Raw genomic sequence first — 22,820 nt, forward strand, 5'->3', positions numbered from 1 at the left:
GCTCATTTTAATCTTCAGGTTGAACCGCTATTTTACCCTGTTCCACGCGGAACATCTTGCCCTTTTCGTCGGTCATGTCGATTACATGCTCGGCAGAAATCGCGCTGACAAACACCTGTGCCTGGGTGGCTTTTAACCGCTCCGCCAGCAGGCGTCGACGGCTGTCATCCAGTTCAGAAGCGAAGTCATCAATCAGGTAAACACAGCGGCGTCCGCTCTGGCTTGTCAGGAACTCGCCCTGCGCCAGACGCAATGCACACATCAGCAGTTTTAACTGCCCGCGTGAGAGTAAATCTTCCACCGGCGTCCCTTCAGCCCGAATTCGAAAATCGGCTTTATGCGGACCGCTGGCGGTGTAGGTCAGGGCGCGATCGCGTTCGAAATTGCGTTCCAGCAGTTCGCCGTAATCGCTTTCTTTGTCCCAGCCGCGCTGAAATGAAAAGCGCAGATCAAACTCGGGCAGGAACTGGCTGCAGGTCGCGGTAATCTCCGCTGAAATCGCCGCGCTGTATTCGGCGCGCCACTGGCTAATCTGTTCAGCCAGCGGCACCAGTTCCTGATCCCAGGGACGAATCTGGCTGTAGCGTGACACCTGGCGCAGGGCGGCGTTGCGCTGTTTTAACAGGCGACGCAGGTTGCTCCAGGCGTTGAAAAAACCGGGTGTATTATGAAAGCAGCCCCAGTCGACATAGGCTCTACGGTATTTGGGGCCACCATTGAGCAAAGTAAACCCTTCCGGCGTGATTAACTGCATCGGTAACAGCTGCGCCAGCTCAGCCACTTTGTGGCCGTCACTGCCGTCAATGCGTACTTTGCTGTCACCGGCGCGGTTTTTGGTCAGCCCGACAGAAATCTCCCGCTCTTTGCCTTCCAGCCGGCCATGCAGCACAAAGGCTGCCTCGTCGTGACGGATCACGCGGCCCGCCTGCAGGCTGCGAAATGCCCGACCGTGGCCCAGGGTGTAAATTGCCTCTAATACGCTGGTTTTACCGCTGCCATTAGCGCCGACCAGGAAATTAAAGCCGGGTGCCAGCTGCAGGTCAGCCTGCTCAATATTACGAAAATCTTTGATAAGGAGGCGGGTTAAAGCCATGAATCAATCCAGCGTGAAGGGCAATAAAATTTTGGGCCTGGCGATCCAGGGCGTCAACGGCAAAGCAGGTTTGCCCGATACCTCAGTCACCAGGCCGTCGGCGTCGCAGCTACGTTGCGCCCCGCCAGCGCACAGCCACCGGAGCGTACTGAAGTACGTGAGGATGGCGAGCACTGCCGGGGCACAACGTAGCAAGTAAACCAGGCCGATATATTCTACAAGAAGCGCGCAGGCCCTGGCAGCATACTGAAGTATGTGACCAGGGGCGAGCACTGCCCGGAATCAGAATGGCAAGTAAGCCAGGCCGATATATTCTACAAGCGCATAGGCATCACGACGTAGGCTGCTGCCGGACTCGCCACATCTTCAATCTGTACGCTCGACACCGAGTCGGTCAGCAGCAGACGGACATTTTCACACTTCAGCGCGTTCAGCACATCCAGCACGTAACTGACGTTAAAGCCGATCTCCAGTTCGGTGCCGTTGTAGCTGACATCCAGCATCTCTTCCGCTTCTTCCTGTTCAGGGTTATTGGCGGTGATTTTCAGCTGATTTTCGGTGATATAGAGGCGAACGCCGCGAAACTTTTCATTCGAGAGGATCGCTGCGCGGGCAAAGGCCTGCTTTAACAGATCGCAGCCGGCTTCCAGCGCTTTATCAGGGTTCTTCGGCAATACGCGACGATAGTCAGGGAAACGACCATCAACCAGCTTCGACGTAAAGATAAAGTCGCCGACGTGCGCGCGGATATTACTGCCGCCGATTTGCACCTGCAGCGGGTTATCGCCGCCATCCAGCAGCCGCAGCAGCTCAATTACCCCTTTACGCGGCACAATCACCGAATGGCTCGGCAGCGCCTGACCGATCGGCATTGAACAGACCGCCAGACGGTGACCGTCGGTCGCCACGGTGCGTAACTCTTCCCCTTCGGTTTCAAACATCATCCCGTTGAGGTAGTAGCGAACATCCTGATGCGCCATTGAGAACTGGGTCGCTTCGATCAGCCGTTTCAGCGTCGCCTGCGGCAGGGTGAATTCAACCTCACTCTGCCAGTCATCGAGATTCGGGAAGTCGCTGGCGGGCAGGGTCGACAGCGAGAAGCGGCTGCGGCCTGAACGCACTAACATGCGATCGCTTTCCAGTGACAGCGTGATCTCCGCGCCTTCCGGCAATCCGCGACAGATATCGAGGAATTTCCGCGCCGGCACGGTGGTTGCGCCAGGCTCATGAGCCTGGGTCAGGGCAACGCGCGCCACCATTTCCATTTCTAAATCGGTACCGGTCAGCAACAGCGTACCTTCTGTCACCTGCAACAGCAGGTTTCCAAGAATCGGCAGCGTCGGGCGACCCCCTAGCGGGCCGCTCACCTGTTGCAGCGGCTTCAGTAACTGCTCACGTTCAACAATAAATTTCATAGCGTCAGGAAGATAATGTTCTGATGAGATTAGAGAAATCTTCTTTGATATCGTGGCTCTCTTCACGCAGCTGCTCAATCTTGCGGCAGGCGTGAAGCACCGTCGTGTGGTCGCGTCCGCCAAAGGCATCGCCGATTTCTGGCAAGCTATGGTTAGTCAGCTCTTTTGCCATCGCCATCGCCATCTGGCGCGGACGGGCTACCGAACGCGAACGGCGTTTGGACAGCAGATCCGCGACCTTAATTTTGTAGTACTCAGCCACGGTCTTCTGAATATTATCAATGGTGACCAGCTTTTCCTGCAGCGCCAGCAGATCGCGCAGCGCTTCGCGCACGAAGTCGATGGTGATCGCCCGGCCGGTAAAATTGGCGTTGGCGATCACGCGATTCAGCGCGCCTTCCAGCTCACGGACGTTAGAGCGTAAACGCTTGGCAATAAAGAAGGCGACTTCACCCGGCAGACGAATATCATTCTCGTCGGCCTTTTTCATCAGGATCGCCACGCGCGTTTCCAGTTCAGGCGGCTCGATCGCTACCGTTAATCCCCAGCCAAAACGCGACTTCAGACGATCTTCCACCCCGTTGATCTCTTTTGGATAACGATCCGAGGTCAGGATGATCTGCTGATTGCCTTCTAATAAGGCGTTAAAGGTGTGGAAGAACTCTTCCTGCGAACGCTCTTTATTGGCGAAGAACTGAATATCATCGATCAACAGCGCATCGACCGAACGGTAGTAGCGCTTAAATTCTTCGATCGCATTGTTCTGCAACGCCTTAACCATGTCCTGGACGAAGCGCTCGGAGTGCATGTAAACCACTTTAGCATTGGGTTTACGCGCAATAATGCCGTTGCCTACCGCGTGCAGCAGGTGGGTTTTCCCCAGGCCGGTGCCACCATACAGAAACAGCGGGTTGTAGGCGCCGCCCGGATTATCTGCCACCTGGCGTGCCGCCGCGCGCGCCAGCTGGTTAGATTTACCTTCGACGAAGTTATCGAAGTTATGGCGGTTATTCACATTCGAACGGTAGGTCACGTCAGCCGGTGCCGGCACGTTATCCCAGCTTGGACGCATGATCTGCGTCGGGGCCGGACGGATGTGGCTCTGTACCGGGATAGCAGGCGCGCTGACGCTGGCCATCACCGGCTGGCTGACGGCGGCTGCTTGCTGAACCGGGCGTGTACCCACTTCAAAACGCAATAACGGTACGTTCGGACCGCAGAATTCATTCAGTAATGCGTTAATGCTATTGAGGTATTTGTCCCGAACCCAGTCGAGTACGAAGCGATTTGGAGCATACAAGGCAAGCGTATTGTCGTTTAACTCAGCCTGTAGTGGACGAATCCACATGCTGAATTCGGTGGCAGGAAGCTCATCCTGCAAACGGGCAAGACACTGTTGCCAAAGCGTAAGTGACACGGCGGACTCCACTCGTACAAATTCGATAAGAATAGTAGGCGTTACTCTAAGAAACGTTCATTTTTGACACAGACGTAAGAAAGCGCCTGCGACCGCTATCAGCGGTTTTCCGTCCTGCAATCACCGGAGGATCGTCAGCGGAAGGGCGGATCATAGCGCAAAGCGAGACAGAGATCTTCCCTTTCTACACAGTTTTGATCCTTTTTATCCACAGGCGAAAGGCGCGCAGAGAAGTTTACGCCAGTTGCGGGAAAAACCAGCAGGAATCTGGCTGAATGCGTCAGATTTTCGGGTGACTTCTCGTTTTATCCCCACGATCCGCTAATTTGATCGCAATAAGATCCGGCGCGATCCTTGCGCTTTAACCGGGAGCCCGTATAATTCGTCACCCGGCGTTGTCGCGTTAAGCCCAATGCCCGGACTCAGCGGGCTGTATCCGTGTTTCCAGGTACTGCGACACGCGAAGTAAATTGACTCGGGACTGTACAATTATTACAATCCCGCCTCTTTATTAAAGACACATTGAGGCGTCGGTCGATTTATTGGCCCGAAACGCGTCACCCAGTGAAAATTTTCAAGTTTAGGTAGAAACCGCCATGAAACGCACTTTTCAACCGTCCGTACTGAAGCGCAACCGTTCACACGGTTTCCGTGCTCGTATGGCTACAAAAAATGGTCGTCAGGTTCTGGCACGTCGTCGTGCTAAAGGCCGTTCTCGTCTGACCGTTTCTAAGTAATAAAGCTAGCCCTGATGGGTAAGCTCGCATTTCCCAGGGAGTTACGCTTGTTAACTCCCACTCATTTCACTTTCGTCTTCCAGCAGCCACAACGGGCTGGCACGCCGCAAATTACTATTCTCGGCCGCCTTAACGCGCTGGGGCATCCCCGCATCGGTCTCACCGTCGCTAAAAAACATGTGAAACGCGCCCACGAACGTAACCGGATCAAGCGATTGACCCGCGAAAGCTTTCGTCTGCGTCAACATGAACTGCCGCCGATGGACTTCGTGGTGGTGGCGAAGAAAGGGGTTGCCGATCTGGATAACCGTATGCTGGCGGAAGCGTTGGAGAAATTATGGCGTCGTCACTGTCGCCTGGCGCGCGGCTCCTGATCGTCCTGATACGCGTCTATCAACGCGGCATCAGTCCATTACTGGGCCCACACTGTCGGTTTCATCCGACCTGCTCTCAATACGGAATTGAGGCGTTACGCAGGTTTGGGGTGATAAAAGGCAGTTGGTTGACGTTAAAACGCGTATTAAAATGCCACCCTTTGAACCCGGGTGGTGACGATCCTGTGCCGCCAAAAACCTTTGATACCAGAGAACATTAACGATGGATTCGCAACGCAATCTCTTTCTCATCGCTTTTCTGTTCGTGTCTTTTATGATCTGGCAAGCCTGGCAGACGGACCACGCTCCGCAGCCACAGCAGACGCAGACCACACAAAACACTAACAGCGTAGCGGGTGATGCCGCCAGTCAGGGTGTACCGGCCAGCGGTCAGGGCCAGACGATCACCGTTAAGACTGATGTCCTGTCATTAAATATCAACACCCGCGGCGGTGATGTTGAACAAGCACAGCTGCTGACTTTCCCGGACAAACTGGGTTCCGACCAGCCGTTCCAGCTGCTTGAAACGACGCCATCGTTCCTTTATCAGGCACAGAGTGGTTTGACCGGTCGTAATGGCCCGGACAACCCGAACAACGGCGCGCGTCCTTTGTTCACCACCACGCAGGATCACTTCGAAATGGCGGAAGGCCAGTCCGAGCTGCGTGTGCCGATGACCTATACCGCTGAAAACGGCGTGGTTTACACCAAAACCTTCGTCTTCAAGCGTGGCGAATATGCGGTTAACGTCGATTATCATGTCAACAACACCACTCAGCAGCCGCTGGAAGTGTCGCTGTTTGGCCAGCTGAAGCAGACCATTGATCTGCCGAAGCACCGTGATACCGGCAGCAACAACTTTGCACTGCATACCTTCCGTGGCGCGGCGTACTCCACCAGCGATTCGAAATATGAGAAGTACAAATTCGACACTATCGCGGATAACGAAAACCTGAGCACCACCACCAGCAACGGCTGGGTGGCGATGCTGCAGCAGTACTTCGCCACCGCATGGGTTCCGCGTACCGATGGCACCAACACCCTTTACACCAGCAACCTGGGTAATGGCGTGGCGGCGATTGGCTACAAATCTGCCCCGGTAACTATTGCCGCAGGCGCACAGCAGAACCTTGGTGCAACCCTGTGGGTCGGTCCGGAAATTCAGGACAAGATGGCAGCCATTGCGCCGCACCTTGATCTGACCGTCGATTACGGCTGGTTGTGGTTTATCTCTCAGCCGCTGTTCAAGCTGCTGAAATTTATCCACAGCTTCATCGGTAACTGGGGCTTCTCCATTATCGTGATCACCTTCATCGTGCGTGGCATCATGTACCCGCTGACTAAAGCGCAGTACACCTCGATGGCGAAGATGCGCATGCTGCAGCCGAAGATTCAGGCGATGCGTGAACGTCTGGGTGATGACAAGCAGAAGCAGAGCCAGGAAATGATGGCGCTGTATAAAGCAGAGAAGGTCAATCCGCTGGGTGGCTGTCTGCCGCTGGTGATCCAGATGCCTATCTTCCTGGCGCTGTATTACATGCTGTCAGGTTCTGTTGAACTGCGTCACGCGCCGTTTGTGCTGTGGATCCATGACCTGTCCGCGCAGGACCCGTACTACATCCTGCCGATTCTGATGGGCATCACCATGTTCTTCATTCAGAAGATGTCACCGACCACCGTGACCGATCCGATGCAGCAGAAGATCATGACCTACATGCCGGTGATTTTCACCGTGTTCTTCCTGTGGTTCCCGTCAGGTCTGGTGCTGTACTACATCGTCAGCAACCTGGTGACCATTCTCCAGCAGCAGCTGATTTATCGCGGCCTGGAAAAACGTGGTCTGCATAGCCGCGACAAGAAGAAAGCCTAAGCGATGTAAAGCGGGAGCGATCCCGCCCTAAACGGTCTATCCTCAGGCGGTCAAAGCGACCGCCTTTGTTTTTTGTAGCGAGAGAGAATTTATGAGCCACAGCGATACCATTGTTGCCCAGGCTACGCCGCCCGGACGCGGCGGCGTAGGTATTTTGCGCATCTCCGGTGCCCGTGCAGCCGAGGTGGCGCAGCAGCTGCTGGGCAAACTGCCTAAGCCGCGTTATGCCGACTATCTGCCGTTTACCGATGCTGACGGCAGCGTACTGGATCAGGGCATTGCGCTGTGGTTTCCGGGGCCTAACTCGTTTACCGGTGAAGATGTGCTGGAGCTGCAGGGCCACGGCGGTCCGGTGATCCTTGATCTGCTGCTGAAACGCATCGTGGCGCTGCCCGGCGTACGCATCGCCCAGCCGGGTGAGTTTTCAGAGCGCGCGTTTCTCAACGATAAGCTCGACCTGGCGCAGGCCGAGGCGATAGCCGATCTGATCGATGCCAGTTCAGAACAGGCGGCCCGTTCTGCGGTCAATTCGCTGCAGGGGGTATTCTCCACCCGCGTCAATCAACTGGTGGAAGCCCTGACTCATCTGCGCATCTACGTTGAAGCAGCCATCGACTTCCCGGATGAGGAGATCGACTTCCTCTCTGACGGCAAAATCGAAGCGCAGCTGAATGCGGTGATCGCCGATCTCGATGGCGTACGGGCGGAGGCGCGCCAGGGCAGCCTGCTGCGTGAAGGGATGAAGGTGGTGATTGCGGGTCGGCCTAACGCGGGCAAATCGAGCCTGCTGAATGCGCTGGCGGGTCGTGACGCGGCGATTGTCACCGACATTGCCGGCACCACGCGCGACGTATTGCGTGAACATATTCATATTGATGGCATGCCGCTGCATATCATCGATACCGCCGGTTTGCGTGAGGCCAGCGATGAAGTCGAGCGCATCGGTATTGAGCGCGCCTGGCAGGAGATCGAGCAGGCTGATCGGGTGCTGTTTATGGTCGATGGCACCACCACTGATGCGACCGAAGCCGCGGCCATCTGGCCCGACTTTGTCTCGCGGCTGCCGCCTGAACTGCCGATTACCGTGGTGCGCAATAAAGCCGACGTCACCGGTGAACAGCCCGGCCTGACCGAGGTCAATGGCCACGCAGTGATTCGGCTGTCGGCTCGCACCAGCACCGGGGTTGATGCACTGCGCGATCACCTGAAGCAGAGCATGGGGTTTGCCGGCAATATGGAAGGCGGATTCCTGGCGCGCCGTCGTCATCTGCAGGCGCTGGAGTTAGCGGCGACGCACCTGCTGCAGGGCAAAGCGCAGCTGCTGGGTGCCTGGGCCGGTGAATTACTGGCAGAAGAACTTCGCCTGGCTCAGCAGGCGCTGAGCGAGATTACCGGCGAGTTCACCTCGGACGATCTGCTGGGCCGCATCTTCTCCAGCTTCTGTATCGGTAAATAACCTCGCTTTTGCCGGTCCGATAGTTCGTCCTTGTCAGACCGGCTCCTCTTCCCGCTTTCATGCTTCCACTTTACGGCGCTCCTGCGCTGATTCTTGCTGATATGTTATTTTGCGGCGGGCCGGCATTGCAGTATAACGGTCAAAGCACCGACCTGATGATCGACGACGGATGGCGGCGATTTATTCGCTCTGATATACGCCATTATCTGCGCCGTCGCTGCATCGCGCCGGCAGCGAACCCCTATTCGTGGTCACCCTTAGGCGAAATTTTTCGCCTGAAACAGGAGAGTTGCATGAGTACACCGCTCGACACTGCCGCACTGAACACGCTGTTTACCGACGCCCGCACCCACAGTTACTGGCAGGCGAAGCCGGTCGACAGCGCTCTGCTGGAACAGCTGTATAGCTTAACCGCACTGGGTCCGACCTCGGCTAACTGCTCGCCGGCCCGCTTTGTTTTCGTCACCTCAGCGGAAGGTAAAGAGAAGCTGAAACCGGCGCTCTCTTCCGGCAATCTCGAAAAAACCATGAGTGCGCCCGTCACGGTGATCGTCGCCTGGGACCGCGAATTTTATGAGCAGCTGCCTGCGCTGTTCCCGCATGCCGATGCCCGCAGCTGGTTTACCGGCAGCCCGGAAGCGGCGAAAGAGACCGCTTTTCGTAACAGTAGCCTGCAGGCCGGGTACCTGATCCTGGCGGCCCGCTCGCTGGGACTGGATGCCGGCCCGATGTCCGGCTTCGATCCGGTGAAGGTGAATGAGGCGTTCTTTGCTGATGGTCAGTATCAGGTTAACCTGCTGATTAACCTCGGCTATGGCGAGGCGTCAAAACTGCATCCGCGTCTGCCGCGCCTCAGTTTTGAACAGGCGTGCCGGTTCGCCTGATGCCGCTCGCGTCGCGATATCCGTCGCGACGCATATTCTGACCCGGCTGAATGCTGACCGCCGCAAATCTATCCAGAACGCTCGTCCTATTCCTAATTTGGTTCATTCTGTGTTGTGCCGGGTGCATTAAGTTAAGAAAATTCTTACAATGCAGCTGATGATTATCTGACCATTTTCACGGAGCGACAGATGGCTGGTCATTTTGTACGCTGGACCGGTAACCCCGACTTCTCTGCACAAGATATGCGCATTCCCCAGCATATTATTGATACGGCACAGCTGTTTGCTGATAAGCGTCGTGGGCGTTTTCTTGCCGCGCGCACGCTGCTGGCCCAGCTGATGCTGCGGGTTTATGGCATTAATACGCTGCCGCGCCTGACCACCGATTGCCACGGACGTCCCGCTTTTGCTGACCACGATTTGCCTGATTTCAGCATCGCTTATGCTGGCAATACGGTCGGCGTACTGCTGGCCGAAGAGGGCGGCCGCGCCGGACTGGACATGGAGATCGTGCGGGCACGCAGTCGCCAGACTCAGGAGCAGTTGATGCAGGGATTAACCTCCGGGGAGATCGCCTGGATCAATGCTCAGCAGGATTTTATGGAAGCGGTGACGCAAATCTGGACGCTGCGCCAGAGCCTGCTCAAACTGACCGGTGAGCGCGAAGCGGGGCTCGATTCGCTGCGGCTGCTGCCGGGCGCAGGCCGTCTGCGCTCCTCGCTCTATCCCGATATCCAGGTGGTGTGCGACGCTGAACCGATGCTGGTCTGGTCCTGCGCGCTCTCGCCCGCAACCCAGCGGCTGCATCTGTGGGAGATGGATAACGCCCATCAGTGGTTCGCCTTACGTGAAGTAGAAATGAGTAAACCGAATATCGGTCCCCGCACCCTGCGGCTGACCAGCCTGCCCAATGAACGCAGCGTGCACCCCGAAATCTGACGGATAGCTGCCGTTGGCGATCGCCTGACTCTTCGTTCATAAGCGCATTGTTAAATCATTTGTTCAATCACGTCCGCTGCGTTGGCTCTGACTGGAAGCCCGATCGGAATCCTGTTGCGCCATCTCCCTTTTTGCACGCTGTGAGCCTGGCCGCAACTCTGACTGTCGATCCGGGTTATGCCTCTTTTTGTGACCGTCATCACTTCACTCTGGCGTGCTTTTCTCTATATCTTTGAACATAAGTTTAAGGAATGAACTTTTGTCAGATTCGGGATGAAAAGCGCTGAAGCTGGCGTTATAGCTAACGTCTTAAGGAGACGATGATGGAAAAAATGAAACTGGGTGTGAATAGCGCCATGTTCGATGGACATCCGCCGGAAGTCGCCTTCCAGACCGTGCGTGCGGCGGGGTTCGCTTACATTGAGCTGGCCTATAACCAGGGTTATGTTGGCCAGCTCGACCCGGCCCTGTTTGGTCAGGAGAATGCTGCCCGCATCAACGATCTTAAACAGCGGACCGGCCTGAAAATGCACGCGCTTGGCTGCACCATTAACCTGGCCGCGCCGGATGCGGTGGAACAATTCCGGCAGCGGGTGGGGTTCGCCCGGCTGATTGGTGCCCGTTATCTCAATGCCTGCACTGCCCGACGCGATAATCGCGCGGCGTTAATTGCAAACCTGCGGCAGATGGCGCCGATTGCCGAAGATGCTGGCTGCATTCTGTGTATCGAAAATGGAGGCGATCCGGATTATGACGCCTTTGCGGTGGCTGAGGATGGCTTCGCGCTGCTGGAAGCGGTCAGCCATCCGGCGGTGGCATTTAACCTTGATCCCGGCAACATGGTGTCGCTCTGTCCACAGCAGGATCCTATCGCTGAGGCACTGACAATGCTGCCTGGCGCCCGGCATTGCCACATTAAAGACGTGATGCGACAGAACGGGGAATATCATTTCCCGCCGATTGGAGAGGGTGAACTGAATTATGCGCCGCTGCTTCAGGCGCTGGCGGAAAATGAGATTCCGGCCAGCCTGGAGATCCCCCTGCGGATGCATCGCCAGCCCGATAGCTGGCCGCAGCGGGCTGACCAGCCGGTTGATCCGGCCATCAGCCTTGAGGTGTTAATTCGTTCGCGGCTGGCGCTGGAAAAAATGCTGGGCTACCGGCTGGCTGCAGACCACTAACGGATGGGCCCTCAGCCGGTACGCACGCGACGTACCGGCAGTGTCATGCCATCTCTCCGGTCCCGGCGAGTGCCTGCTGCAGAAATTCCCGGCACGCCTGCTCGATTTGCCAGCGATCGTCATCGGGCGTGGTGCGCATCTCCACCGCAATACTGCGTTCATCTAATCGCGGATCGTTCGGCAGCTGCCGGGCTGCTGCCACGATAGCCGTCGCCACAGCGGGCGTCAGGAAACCGGGCGCGCCAAAACGCATATGGTGATCGCCATAGCCCGGATCGTGCGGATCAAGGATGGCGTTAGCCAGATGCAGCTGTGACACCAGCGCTCCCCACAGACGCAGAGCCTCGACAGGATCTTCCTGATTGAGCGCCACATGCGCGCTGTCCCAGGCGAGATAGAGCCGTGGGCAGGTCCGACGCAGCTGCTGCATCCAGCGCAGGGTTTCGTCGGTGGGGCCGATGAGCTGGCATTTATGGGCGAAGCGGTCCAGCGGCTCCAGCTGCATGATCATCTGCGGGTATTGACTCATCACCTCGCCGATCTGTTCCAGCGTCTCGCCGAGCGCGCTTTTTGCCGCTTCACGCTGTGCCGCGCCGGGATCGCTGCCGCTGACAAAGGCAATCCGCGTTGCGCCACATTCGGCGGCGCGATGCACTAGTTCACAGGCCCGTTTCATGCTGCGTTTACGCTGAATCCGGTCAGGACTGCTGAGGTTCAGCCCCTGCTGATTCAGCACAAAGGTCATCCACTGTGTCAGCTTCACCTGTTTCGTTTCGCTGATATCCCGCAGTCGCCGGGCCTGCGCCGGTTGCAGCACCATGCCGGTTTCAATGAAACGATAAAATGGCTGCTGACTGAGGTGATCAGCAATGTCGACGACTCTGCTTTCATCCTGCATATCCGGAAAGAACAGCTCAGCAATATGAGCTGAAGGCACCAGCATGGTCTGTTTCATCCTGCCTCCTGATTCATTCATAAGTTACTAAGTAAAACATATGTTCATAGGGGGAAGTGCAGTGATGCTGTTAAAAATGCGCTTAACTTCACACTTCAGACATCGAGCCAACTTTCCAGGCACCGTTAATTAGTCACTGTTATTAATCATTGGCAGCCATTATTCAATTTATTGCGTTGCTATAGCCCATTTTCGCTGCATTTACTGAAGTGTGAGCTGCCGCAAATCTTTTCTCACAGGATCCGCTTTAATGTCTAAACATAAGATATGTTAATGAACATATGTTCAGTGTCCGGGATTTACCCGGCATCGCCACTGACAAGCGGGAGAAAGTTATGCAAGCGTTACACCCTGATTCCGATGCCGCGTCCCAGCCTACCCGGGTTCGCTGGCGCATTTTCGCCGTGCTGTTTTTCCTGCTGGCGGTCAACCTGATGGACCGTATCACGCTCTCAATCGGTATTCCGTTCATCAAGGATGAGTTCCATCTGTCGCCTGCCATGCAGGGGCTGATTCTCAGCAGTTTTTTCTGGTCCTATGCGCTGTTACAGGTGCCAGGCGGCTGGGCGCTGGATCGCTTTGGCCCGCGTAAGGTGCTGACCTTCTCCAGCATACTGTGGGGCCTCAGCCAGATTGGACTGGCGCTGGCAACCGGTGGACTGTCGCTAATCTTTGCCCGCATCGCGCTGGGCGTGGCGGAAACGCCGATTTCGCCCTCTGGCGGCAAAATGAATGCCAGCTGGATGCCCAAATCGGAACGTGGACGCGGCGCGGCCATCATGGATTGCGGCAGCCCGCTGGGTGTGGCGTTTGGCGGACTGATCATCGCCTACCTGATCGACATGCTCGACTCGTGGCGGCTGGCGTTTATCCTCGCCGGTCTGTTCAGCATGTCGCTGGCGCTACTGGCGTGGTACAAGCTGCGCGATCGCCCGGAAGAGGACCCTCGGGTTAACGCCGCCGAAATGGCGCTGATACGGCAGGGCCGTGACGACGGTGTGGCGCCGGATGCGCCGCCGCCCGCCGGTCCGGGCGTTGACTGGCGGTCGCTGTGTGGCCTGATGTTTGGCCGGGCCACCTGGGCGATGATCTACTTTGGCCTGATGACATGGGGACCCAGCTATCTGGCGCAGGCACGCGGCTTCGATTTGCGCTCCATCGGTAATGCCACCTTTGTGATTTTTATGCTGGGTGCTGCCGGATCACTGGGGGCCGGATTCGCCGTCGATGCGCTGGTGAAGCGCGGCTATCAGCACGGCACGGTGGTGAAAAGCCTGATTGCGCTGTCGGGCGGCGTTACGCTGCTGATCTTCTTTGCGTTGCCGGACGTGGCGAATCCGATTACCGCCGTGGCGATGCTGTCAGTTGCCTCCTTCTTCCTGACCGGCGGCGGCAGTATCTACTGGAGTATCCCGGCGCTGATCGCCCATCCGGCGCGCGCTGGGCTGGTCGGCGGCTTTATGAATATGGCCGGCAGCGTGGGCGGCATTCTGGTGCCGATTCTCGCCGGTCTGATCCTGCAACTCACCGGCGGATACGGCGGCGTACTGACCTTCTTTACCCTGTGCGCCGCGCTTTATGTAATTGGCACGCTGTTTATCCGTTTTGCGCCGCCGACCGCGCCGCTGCCGGCCGGCAGCACTCAAGTCAGCTAACCGCACTCGCCTGGCGGCGAGGCTGCCGGGCGACATCTTAACAGGAGAGAATATGCTTCGTTTCGCCGCTAATCTGACCATGCTCTATACCGAATATCCGTTTTATGAACGCTTCGACCGCGCCGCTGAGGCCGGATTTGAGGCGGTTGAATTTTTCTTCCCCTATGGGCTGGAGAGCGCCGATATCCAGCAGGCGCTGGATCGCAACCAGCAGCAGCTGGTGCTGTTTAACATGCCGCTGGGTGACTGGGATGCAGGTGACCGCGGATTCGCGGCGCAACCGGCGCGGCGTGACGAGTTCCGCCGGGCTATCGATCAGGCGGTGAGCTATGGTCAGCAGCTGAAACCGCCGCGCATTAACTGTCCGTCAGGACCGGCCGCCGGTCAGGGCGATCCGCTGCCAACCCTGCGCGAAAACTTTGCTCTGGCCGCCAGCGCGCTCAAGGCGCACGACATTCAGCTGGTGCTGGAGCCGATCAATCACGGCGACGTACCCGGCGCGGTGATCTCCGGGGTGGAGCAGGCAGTGCGGCTGTTTGACCAGATCGACAGCGACAACCTGGCGGTGCAGTACGATCTCTGGCATTCACTGCGTGCCGGTGAAGATCCCTATCAGGTGCTGCCCGCCTTTATTGACCGTATTGCACATATCCAGATTGCGGACGTGCCTGGCCGTCATCAGCCCGGCAGCGGCGAGGTCGATTTCGAGCGGCTGTTTACCCTGCTGGATAATCTCAACTATCCCGGCTGGGTCAGCCTTGAGTTTCATCCACAGGGCGCAACGGATGCCAGCTTTGCCCACCTGCGTCAGCTCGGGGTGTTGAAATAAAAAAGGCCGCTACCCTGACGGGAGCGGCCTGATGCGGTTATCGCAGCGTTTAGTGAGCGTCGATAAACACAATCTTCAGCACGAACATCAGCGCGACAATCACCACGCAAGGGCTGATTTCACGCCAGCGGCCGGTGCCGAACTTCATCACGCAGTAAGCGATAAAGCCCAGCGCAATGCCTTCAGTGATTGAGAAGCTGAACGGCATCATCGCGGCGGTGACAAAGGCGGGAACCGATTCGGTCAAATCATCCCAGCGCACGCGCGACAGGCTGGCGGTCATCAGTACGCCGACATAAATCAGCGCCCCGGCGGCGGCGTAGCCTGGCACCATCGCCGCCAGCGGTGACAGGAACATCACCAGCAAAAACAGCAGGCCGGTTACCACCGCCATCAGTCCGGTGCGGCCACCAATCGCCACGCCCGAGCTACTTTCAATGTAGGCGGTGACCGAGGAGGTGCCTGCCAGCGCGCCACTGACCGAACTGATGCTGTCAACGTACAGCGCCTGCTGCATGCGTGGGAAGGTGCCGGTTTCATCGGTCAGCCCGGCTTTATCGGTGACGCCGATCAGCGTGCCCGACGAGTCGAACAGATTGACCAGCATAAAGGAGAAGATCACACCCGCCATGCCGATGTTGAAGGCGCCTTTGATATCGACCTGGCCGACCACTGAACTGATGGCGGGCGGGGCGGAAAACAGGCCAACGAACTTCACGTCGCCCAGCATCCAGCCAATCGCCGTGGTCACCACCATCGAAATCAATACGGCGGCATGGATATTACGTGACGCCAGAATAGCGATGATAAAGAAGCCGAGCGCGCCCAGCAGTACGCTGTGCGAGGTCAGGTTGCCCACCGCCACCAGCGTATCGGGATTTGGCACGATGATGCCGGCATTTTTCAGCCCCATCATGGCGATAAACAGGCCAATTCCGGCGGTAATGCCGACGCGCAGGCTAAGCGGGATATTGGCAATCATCCAGTAACGCACCCGCAGCAGTGTCAGGATCAGCAGACCGACAGCGCCCCAGAAGATCGCCCCCATACCGACCTGCCACGAATAGCCCATTGCGCCGACCACCACAAAGGCGAAAAAGGCATTCAGCCCCATTGCCGGGGCCAGTGCGACCGGCAGATTGGCAAACAGTCCCATCAGAATACTGCCGAAGGCGGCAATCAGGCAGGTGGTGACAAACACCGCCTGGGTATCCATACCGGCCACGCCGAGGATCTGCGGGTTCACAAAGACGATGTAGACCATGGTGAGAAAGGTGGTCATACCCGCGATCACTTCGGTGCGCACCGTGGTGCCATGTTCCTGCAGCTTGAAGATGCGCTGCAAAAGGCCTTGCTTGCTCATGCCATCCATCCAGAAGAAAAAATCATCGGCGCGTATCCTGGCGATTTTACCAGGCCAATACAATGATTTTTCGCAACCGATTGCCACTCTCGCAATCTGCGCTCAGTACGGTAGAGTGAGGGACTCCCACAAAATCAAAGGATAGAGTCTGATGTCAGTAGAATGCGTCTTTTTCGATTGTGATGGCACGCTGGTGGACAGCGAACTGCTCTGCACCCAGGCCTACGTCAATACTTTCGCCCGCTATGGCATCGACCTGTCGTTGCAGCAGATGTTTGAGCAGTATAAAGGCGTCAAACTGTACGACATCATTCGCGACGTCGGTGAGGCGCATCAGCAATCGTTGCCGATGGAAGAGGTGGAAACCGCCTATCGTGCCGAGGTGGCGCAGTTATTTGATCAGCACCTGCAGCCGATCGACGGTGCCAAAGCGCTGGTTGAGCAGATAAAAGTGCCGATGTGCGTAGTATCGAACGGAACGGTGAAGAAGATGCAGCACTCGCTGGGCTTAACCGGCATGCTGCCGCTGTTTGCGGATCACCTCTACAGCGGTTATGACATTCTGCACTGGAAGCCCGATCCGGAGCTGATGTACCACGCTGCCGAGCAGATGCAGGTTGCGATTGAGCGCTGCATTCTGGTGGATGATTCTGAAGCGGGCGCGCGGGCCGGCATTGCCGCCGGTATTCCGGTGTTCTACTACTGCGCCGATGCGCATAATCCGGAACTGGATCATCCGCTGGTCACGCGGTTCGACAACATGGCGGACCTGCCCGCGCTGTGGCGCGCCCGCGGCTGGGATCTGGTGTAACCCAGGCCAGCCGATGAAACAGACCGTCTGGTTTTTAACCCTGCCCGGGGTGATGGCGCTCGATCTGACGGGCCCGGCGGAGGCGCTTAAGCTGGTGGGCGATCGCTTTGTGCTGCGCTACATCGGACCGCAACCGCAGGTGATCTGCTCCACCGGGATGACCATCGGCGGGATTGAGCCGTTACCGGCAGCGTTGCCGGCCGACAGCCTGCTGGTGGTGCCTGGTGTTTATGACTCGCAGATCTGTTATGCCATGCCCGAAGCGCAACAGGCGCGCCAGTGGCTGAAGCAGCAGCAGGCAGCGCTGCGTTCACAGGCCCTGATGCTGGTCTGCGTCTGTTCCGGTGCGCTGCTGGCCGCGCAGGCGGGGTTGCTGGATGGCGTTCGCTGCACCACCCATCACGAAGTCATCGATCGGCTGAAAGCGGCTGCGCCGCAGGCTCGGGTACAGGAAAATCGGGTGTTTGTCGGGCATGACAATATCTGGACCAGCGCCGGCATTACGGCGGGCATCGATCTGGCACTGCATCTGATTAATCAGCTGTGTGATACGCCGACCGCGCTGGCGGTAGCGCGTGAAATGGTGGTGTGGTTCCGCCGCGCCGGTGACGATCCGCAGCTTTCACCCTGGCTGCGTTACCGTAACCATCTGCATCCGGCGGTTCATCGGGCGCAGGATGCGATGATTGCCCATCCCGAACACAGCTGGTCGCTGACCGAGCTGGCGGCGCGGGCGCACGTCAGCAGTCGCCATCTGGCGCGGCTGTTCCGCCAGCATCTGGGCATCAGCGTGCGCGAATACCATGAACAGCTGCGGGTCAGCATTGCGCGCCAGCATCAGCAGCAGGGTAAATCAGCCGAGAAAGCGGCGCTGGCGGCCGGGTTCTCTTCGGCACGCCAGCTGCGTCGTGCCTGTCAGCGTGACGCCGATCAGCTGACGAAGTGACGTTTATCAACGCGTTTAAGCACTATCGCCAGCAGCAGGCTGCCGCCCAGCGTCACCCCGAATACCCACGGCAGATCGAACCACGGACGCGACATATCGTCGTAGTGATGGGTACGCAGATAGTGGATAAACAGCGCGTGAAAACCGTAGATCGGCAGAGAGTAGCGCGCAATCAGCGATAAACCCGGTAGCGCGCGCTGGTTAAGGGCATTTTTAAACACCAGCAGTAAGCTGATCGCCGCGATAAACACCAGCGGTCCGCAGTAGAGGTACCAGGTGTCGTTAAACGCGCCGTTGTCCCGTAACGCCTGTTTTGTCCCGAGCGCAATGCCAATCACACAGGCGATAAACACCCCGCTGGCAACGGGCGTCAGCCCGCGTTTTTCCGTCTCCATGGTGCCGATAGCCCGCCCTAACAGCGCATACAGCAGGTAATAAATGCTGTCGCCGCTGACATAGAGATTGACCGGCAGGAAGTGAAACGGCCCCAGCGACTGACTGACGGTGTTCGGATTGGCCAGCACCGCCAGCACCAGCACCAGCAGCGCCACATAGCGCGCCTGGACCGATTTCACCTGAATCAGCGGCGACATCAGATAGATACCGATCAGCGCGAAGAAAAACCATAGGTGATAAAACACCGGTTTTTGCAGCATTTTCAGGATCGATCGGCCTTCACTGATCGGCGTCAGCCAGGTGATATACGCCAGTGACACCGCGCTGTAGAACAGCAGACACAGCACCAGCCGGATCATATGACGCGGCTGGGCGCTGCGTTCGCCAAAAAACAGGTAGCCGGAGATCATGAAAAACAGCGGTACGCAAACCCGCGAGGCGGAGTTCAGCAGATTGGCGACATCCCATGAAGTGCCGGTGACCGCCATCGGCCCGGTGATATACCAGGTCGTGGTGTGGATCACGATCACCATCAGGCAGGCAACCGCGCGTAAATTATCGATCCAGTAAATCTTCTGCGGCATGGCGTCCTCTTGCGCATAACGTCCGTGCGGAGAAGGGTAGCCAGGCGCGGCGGTGGCAACAACCTTTGCCGGCAGGATTCGGAGCCCTCTGTATGGCGGCAAAAGGACGCGACAACCAAACCGCGCCGCAACCGTACAGGATTTCCGGCTGCACATCGCGCGGTCAAAGGGTATACTGTCGCACTCTTTTTTCATCTAGCCAATCGCGTGCAAATTCAACATGCAAAAGTTTGATACCAAGACCTTTCAGGGCCTGATCCTGACCTTGCAGGATTACTGGGCACGTCAGGGCTGCACCATTGTTCAACCGCTGGACATGGAAGTAGGCGCTGGCACTTCGCACCCAATGACCTGCCTGCGCGCACTCGGCCCGGAGCCGATCGCCGCAGCTTACGTGCAGCCGTCACGCCGTCCGACCGATGGTCGCTACGGTGAAAACCCGAACCGCTTACAGCACTATTACCAGTTTCAGGTGATCATCAAACCGTCACCGGACAACATTCAGGAGCTGTATCTCGGGTCGCTGAAAGAGCTGGGTATGGACCCGACGGTGCATGATATTCGCTTCGTGGAAGATAACTGGGAAAACCCAACGCTGGGTGCCTGGGGACTGGGCTGGGAAGTGTGGCTCAACGGCATGGAAGTGACGCAGTTCACTTACTTCCAGCAGGTGGGCGGCCTGGAGTGTAAACCGGTGACCGGTGAAATCACTTACGGTCTCGAACGTCTGGCGATGTATATCCAGGGCGTCGACAGCGTCTACGATCTGGTGTGGAGCGACGGTCCGCTGGGTAAAACCACCTACGGCGACGTGTTCCATCAGAACGAAGTGGAGCAATCCACCTATAACTTCGAATACGCCGACGTGGATTTCCTCTTTACCTGCTTCGAGCAGTACGAGAAAGAGGCGCAGCACCTGCTGGCGCTGGAAAAACCGCTGCCGTTGCCCGCCTATGAACGCATTCTGAAAGCCGCACACAGCTTCAACCTGCTGGATGCGCGTAAGGCGATCTCGGTCACCGAGCGTCAGCGCTATATTCTGCGTATCCGCACCCTGACGAAAGCCGTGGCTGAAGCTTACTACGCCTCTCGCGAGGCACTGGGCTTCCCGATGTGCAATAACAAAAAGTAAGAGGCAGCCATGACTGAGAAAACCTTCCTGGTGGAGATCGGCACCGAAGAGCTGCCACCAAAAGCCCTGCGCAGCCTGGCGGAAGCCTTTGCCGCGCAGGTCACTGCGGAACTTGATGCCGCCAATCTGAACCACGGCGACGTCAGCTGGTTTGCCGCACCGCGCCGTCTGGCGCTGAAAGTGGCGAACCTGAGCGCCTCACAACCCGATCGGGAAGTGGAAAAGCGCGGCCCGGCGGTCAGCGCAGCGTTTGACGCCGACGGTAACGCCACCAAAGCCGCAGAGGGCTGGGCACGGGGTAACGGCATCACCGTTGATCAGGCTGAACGTCTGAGCACCGACAAAGGCGAGTGGCTGGTCTATCGCGCTCAGGTTAAGGGCGAAGCGGCCCAGGCTTTGCTGCCGGCGATGATCGCCACCGCGCTGAGCAAACTGCCGGTGCCAAAACTGATGCGCTGGGGCGACAGCGACGTACAGTTCGTTCGTCCGGTTCACACCGTGACGCTGCTGCTGGGCGATGAGCTGATTCCCGCTACCATTCTGGGCGTGGACTCTGCGCGCACCATTCGTGGCCACCGCTTCATGGGCGAGCATGACATTACTCTCGACAACGCCGATCAGTACCCGGACGTGCTGGAAAAACGCGGCAAGGTGATCGCCGACTACCAGACCCGTAAAGCGATGATCAAGGCCGATGCTGAAGCCGCCGCCCGTCGTCTGGGCGGTAATGCCGATCTCAGCGACAGCCTGCTGGAAGAAGTGACCTCGCTGGTGGAGTGGCCGGTGGTACTGACCGCCACCTTTGAAGAGAAATTCCTTAAGGTGCCGGCTGAAGCGCTGGTCTACACCATGAAAGGCGATCAGAAATATTTCCCGGTATATGACGATAATGGCAACCTGCTGCCGAACTTCATTTTCGTCACCAATATCGAATCCAGCGATCCGCGCCAGATTATCTCGGGTAACGAGAAAGTGGTGCGTCCGCGTCTGGCCGATGCGGAATTCTTCTTCAATACCGACCGTAAAAAGCGTCTGGAAGATCATCTGCCGCGGCTGGAAACGGTGCTGTTCCAGAAAGAGCTGGGCACGCTGCGTGACAAAACCGATCGCATCCAGGCGCTGGCCGGCTGGATTGCCGGTCAGATTGGCGCTGATGTTAATCATGCGACCCGCGCGGGCCTGCTGTCGAAGTGTGACCTGATGACCAACATGGTGTTCGAGTTCACCGACACCCAGGGCGTGATGGGGATGCACTATGCCCGTCACGATGGCGAAGCCGAAGATGTGGCCGTTGCGCTGAATGAGCAGTATCAGCCGCGCTTTGCCGGTGACGATTTGCCTTCCAGCCCGGTTGCCTGTGCGCTGGCGATCGCCGACAAAATGGATACGCTGGCCGGCATTTTTGGCATTGGTCAGCATCCAAAAGGCGACAAAGATCCGTTTGCCCTGCGTCGTGCCGCACTCGGTGTATTGCGCATCATCGTCGAGAAAAATCTGCCGCTTGATCTGCAAACCCTGACCGAAGAAGCGGTGCGTCTGTATGGCAGCAAGCTGAGCAACGCCAGCGTAGTGGATGATGTGATCGACTTTATGCTGGGTCGCTTCCGCGCCTGGTATCAGGAAGAAGGTCACAGCATTGATACGCTGCAGGCGGTGCTGGCGCGTCGTCCGACCCGTCCGGCTGACTTCGATGCCCGCATGAAAGCGGTATCGCACTTCCGTACGCTGAATGAAGCCGCTGCGCTGGCCGCCGCCAACAAGCGCGTCTCTAACATTCTGGCAAAATCGACCGAAACGCTGAATGACAGCGTGCAGGCGTCACTGCTGAAAGAGAATGAAGAGATCCAGCTGGCGACGTTTGTTACCGCGCTGAGCAGCAAGCTGCAGCCGTACTTTGCGGAAGGACGCTACCAGGATGCGCTGATCGAACTGGCGCAACTGCGTGAAGCCGTGGATAACTTCTTCGATAAAGTAATGGTTAACGCTGACGATCCGGCGGTGCGGGTTAACCGCCTGACGCTGCTGGCGAAACTGCGTGAGCTGTTCCTGCAGGTGGCGGATATCTCGCTGCTGCAATAATGCTATTTGTTGTGCGGAAAAGGGACGAGCTATCGTCCCTTTTTTTATGGCCGTGGCGGCGCACCGCGCCGGCCTGTTACGCCGCAGGCGGCGTTGTCCGGGCAAAACTCTCACGCTGAAACAGCGTTTCCGCCAGTTTCACCAGTGCTGGCCGCTCCACGCACCAGTTCGGGACCACCCGCCGGAAATTGAGGTAGCCGATCATGCAGCCGGTGGCGATATCGGCCAGGTTGAGCTGGCCGTTATTGAGCCATTTCCCCTCGGTGGCGATGCTTTCCAGCATATCAAGACTGCGCTGGATTTTTTCCCGGTTACGCAGCAACACCTCTTCCGACTGCTGAGCGCCTGGCCGCATCTGCTCACGCACGATCACCAGCGCAGCGTCGCTGACGCCATCCGCCAGTTTCTCCAGCTGGCGAATCTGCAGAGACTGATGGGGATCGGCAGGCAGCAGGGCGGGCGCATCGCCGCGCAGCTCCAGAAACTCAGCAATGATGCTGGAATCGAACCAGATTTGCTGATCGTCAGCCACCAGCGCCGGGACTTTTCCCAGCGGATTGTAGTGCGGAACGTGACTGTCATCGCTGTAGGGCGATGCGTTAACGAACTCAAAGATAATGCCTTTTTCCAGCATGATGACCGAAATCTTACGCACAAACGGGCTGGTATAGCTGCCAATCAGTTTCATCGGGTTTCTCCAGGTT

General features: G+C 57.6%; 21 protein-coding genes. 14 read left to right on the forward strand and 7 right to left on the reverse strand.

The annotated features are described in order from the left end of the window. Positions 1-7: 7 nt before the first annotated feature. From recF to dnaA, 3 genes are all read right to left on the reverse strand, one after another. Entirely contained in the window at positions 8-1,093 is a 1,086-nt protein-coding gene (gene recF, locus AC6I8D_RS00285; protein ID WP_497819499.1) for a DNA replication/repair protein RecF, read from the reverse strand. Between the two features lie 314 nt (positions 1,094-1,407). Further along, a complete protein-coding gene (gene dnaN, locus AC6I8D_RS00290; protein WP_497819500.1) occupies positions 1,408-2,508 on the reverse strand; it encodes a DNA polymerase III subunit beta in 1,101 nt (366 codons plus the stop codon). A gap of 4 nt (positions 2,509-2,512) precedes the next feature. Then, positions 2,513-3,925 carry a chromosomal replication initiator protein DnaA gene (gene dnaA / locus AC6I8D_RS00295; RefSeq protein ID WP_312054875.1) on the reverse strand — a complete coding sequence of 471 codons (1,413 nt, stop codon included), beginning with the start codon at positions 3,923-3,925 and terminating at the stop codon, positions 2,513-2,515. A gap of 596 nt (positions 3,926-4,521) precedes the next feature. Between dnaA and rpmH the strand changes: the two genes are divergently transcribed. The 8 genes from rpmH (at position 4,522) to AC6I8D_RS00335 (ending at position 11,366) form a co-directional block, all read left to right on the forward strand. Then, a complete protein-coding gene (gene rpmH, locus AC6I8D_RS00300) occupies positions 4,522-4,662 on the forward strand; it encodes a 50S ribosomal protein L34 (RefSeq protein WP_003849659.1) in 141 nt (46 codons plus the stop codon). Between the two features lie 14 nt (positions 4,663-4,676). Next, complete coding sequence (rnpA, locus tag AC6I8D_RS00305; RefSeq protein ID WP_312054873.1) at positions 4,677-5,036, forward strand: ribonuclease P protein component; 360 nt, start codon at positions 4,677-4,679, stop codon at positions 5,034-5,036. Further along, entirely contained in the window at positions 5,000-5,257 is a 258-nt protein-coding gene (gene yidD, locus AC6I8D_RS00310; RefSeq protein ID WP_072051038.1) for a membrane protein insertion efficiency factor YidD, read from the forward strand. Before rnpA ends, yidD begins: the two co-directional genes overlap by 37 nt. 2 nt (positions 5,258-5,259) lie before the next feature. Continuing rightward, positions 5,260-6,906 (forward strand): membrane protein insertase YidC, encoded by a 1,647-nt coding sequence (gene yidC, locus AC6I8D_RS00315; protein WP_312054871.1) that lies wholly within the window; start codon positions 5,260-5,262, stop codon positions 6,904-6,906. 91 nt (positions 6,907-6,997) lie between these two features. Then, the gene (gene mnmE, locus AC6I8D_RS00320; RefSeq protein ID WP_312054869.1) at positions 6,998-8,362 is read left to right on the forward strand and encodes a tRNA uridine-5-carboxymethylaminomethyl(34) synthesis GTPase MnmE; all 1,365 of its coding nucleotides are present in this window, start codon (positions 6,998-7,000) and stop codon (positions 8,360-8,362) included. A gap of 293 nt (positions 8,363-8,655) precedes the next feature. Continuing rightward, on the forward strand, positions 8,656-9,246 hold the full coding sequence (locus AC6I8D_RS00325) for a malonic semialdehyde reductase (protein ID WP_312054867.1): 591 nt from the start codon (positions 8,656-8,658) through the stop codon (positions 9,244-9,246). A 189-nt stretch (positions 9,247-9,435) separates the two neighbouring features. Continuing rightward, complete coding sequence (locus tag AC6I8D_RS00330) at positions 9,436-10,185, forward strand: 4'-phosphopantetheinyl transferase family protein (protein ID WP_312054865.1); 750 nt, start codon at positions 9,436-9,438, stop codon at positions 10,183-10,185. Between the two features lie 320 nt (positions 10,186-10,505). Then, complete coding sequence (locus AC6I8D_RS00335) at positions 10,506-11,366, forward strand: sugar phosphate isomerase/epimerase family protein (RefSeq protein WP_312054863.1); 861 nt, start codon at positions 10,506-10,508, stop codon at positions 11,364-11,366. 43 nt (positions 11,367-11,409) lie between these two features. Here the strand turns inward: AC6I8D_RS00335 and AC6I8D_RS00340 are convergent, their stop codons facing one another. Beyond that, positions 11,410-12,321, reverse strand: a complete 912-nt coding sequence (locus tag AC6I8D_RS00340) for a sugar phosphate isomerase/epimerase family protein (protein WP_031375186.1) — start codon at positions 12,319-12,321, stop codon at positions 11,410-11,412. A 335-nt stretch (positions 12,322-12,656) separates the two neighbouring features. Between AC6I8D_RS00340 and AC6I8D_RS00345 the strand changes: the two genes are divergently transcribed. Both AC6I8D_RS00345 and AC6I8D_RS00350 read left to right on the forward strand, forming a co-directional pair. After that, entirely contained in the window at positions 12,657-13,976 is a 1,320-nt protein-coding gene (locus AC6I8D_RS00345; protein ID WP_046289492.1) for an MFS transporter, read from the forward strand. A 52-nt stretch (positions 13,977-14,028) separates the two neighbouring features. After that, positions 14,029-14,805: a hydroxypyruvate isomerase family protein gene (locus AC6I8D_RS00350; protein ID WP_031375586.1), complete on the forward strand. Its 777-nt coding sequence runs from the start codon at positions 14,029-14,031 to the stop codon at positions 14,803-14,805. Positions 14,806-14,854: 49 nt separating this feature from the next. Here AC6I8D_RS00350 and AC6I8D_RS00355 read toward each other — a convergent pair whose 3' ends face one another. Next, positions 14,855-16,168 (reverse strand): NCS2 family permease, encoded by a 1,314-nt coding sequence (locus tag AC6I8D_RS00355; RefSeq protein WP_497819501.1) that lies wholly within the window; start codon positions 16,166-16,168, stop codon positions 14,855-14,857. 151 nt (positions 16,169-16,319) lie between these two features. Between AC6I8D_RS00355 and yieH the strand changes: the two genes are divergently transcribed. Further along, the gene (yieH, locus tag AC6I8D_RS00360) at positions 16,320-16,979 is read left to right on the forward strand and encodes a 6-phosphogluconate phosphatase (RefSeq protein WP_069728629.1); all 660 of its coding nucleotides are present in this window, start codon (positions 16,320-16,322) and stop codon (positions 16,977-16,979) included. Between the two features lie 13 nt (positions 16,980-16,992). Next, positions 16,993-17,925: a GlxA family transcriptional regulator gene (locus tag AC6I8D_RS00365; protein WP_312054853.1), complete on the forward strand. Its 933-nt coding sequence runs from the start codon at positions 16,993-16,995 to the stop codon at positions 17,923-17,925. Here AC6I8D_RS00365 and AC6I8D_RS00370 read toward each other — a convergent pair. Further along, positions 17,910-18,905: an acyltransferase gene (locus AC6I8D_RS00370; RefSeq protein ID WP_312054851.1), complete on the reverse strand. Its 996-nt coding sequence runs from the start codon at positions 18,903-18,905 to the stop codon at positions 17,910-17,912. The genes AC6I8D_RS00365 and AC6I8D_RS00370 overlap by 16 nt on opposite strands. A 220-nt stretch (positions 18,906-19,125) precedes the next feature. Here AC6I8D_RS00370 and glyQ point away from each other — a divergent pair, with 220 nt between their 5' ends. After that, positions 19,126-20,037, forward strand: coding sequence for a glycine--tRNA ligase subunit alpha (glyQ, locus tag AC6I8D_RS00375; protein WP_031375581.1), 912 nt, complete (start codon positions 19,126-19,128; stop codon positions 20,035-20,037). 9 nt (positions 20,038-20,046) lie between these two features. Further along, on the forward strand, positions 20,047-22,116 hold the full coding sequence (gene glyS, locus AC6I8D_RS00380) for a glycine--tRNA ligase subunit beta (RefSeq protein WP_312054849.1): 2,070 nt from the start codon (positions 20,047-20,049) through the stop codon (positions 22,114-22,116). Between the two features lie 76 nt (positions 22,117-22,192). Here the strand turns inward: glyS and AC6I8D_RS00385 are convergent, their stop codons facing one another. Then, on the reverse strand, positions 22,193-22,804 hold the full coding sequence (locus AC6I8D_RS00385; protein WP_312054847.1) for a glutathione S-transferase: 612 nt from the start codon (positions 22,802-22,804) through the stop codon (positions 22,193-22,195). Positions 22,805-22,820 lie beyond the last annotated feature (16 nt).

Source organism: Pantoea sp. X-Soil-MYKO-1785 (assembly GCF_059730675.1).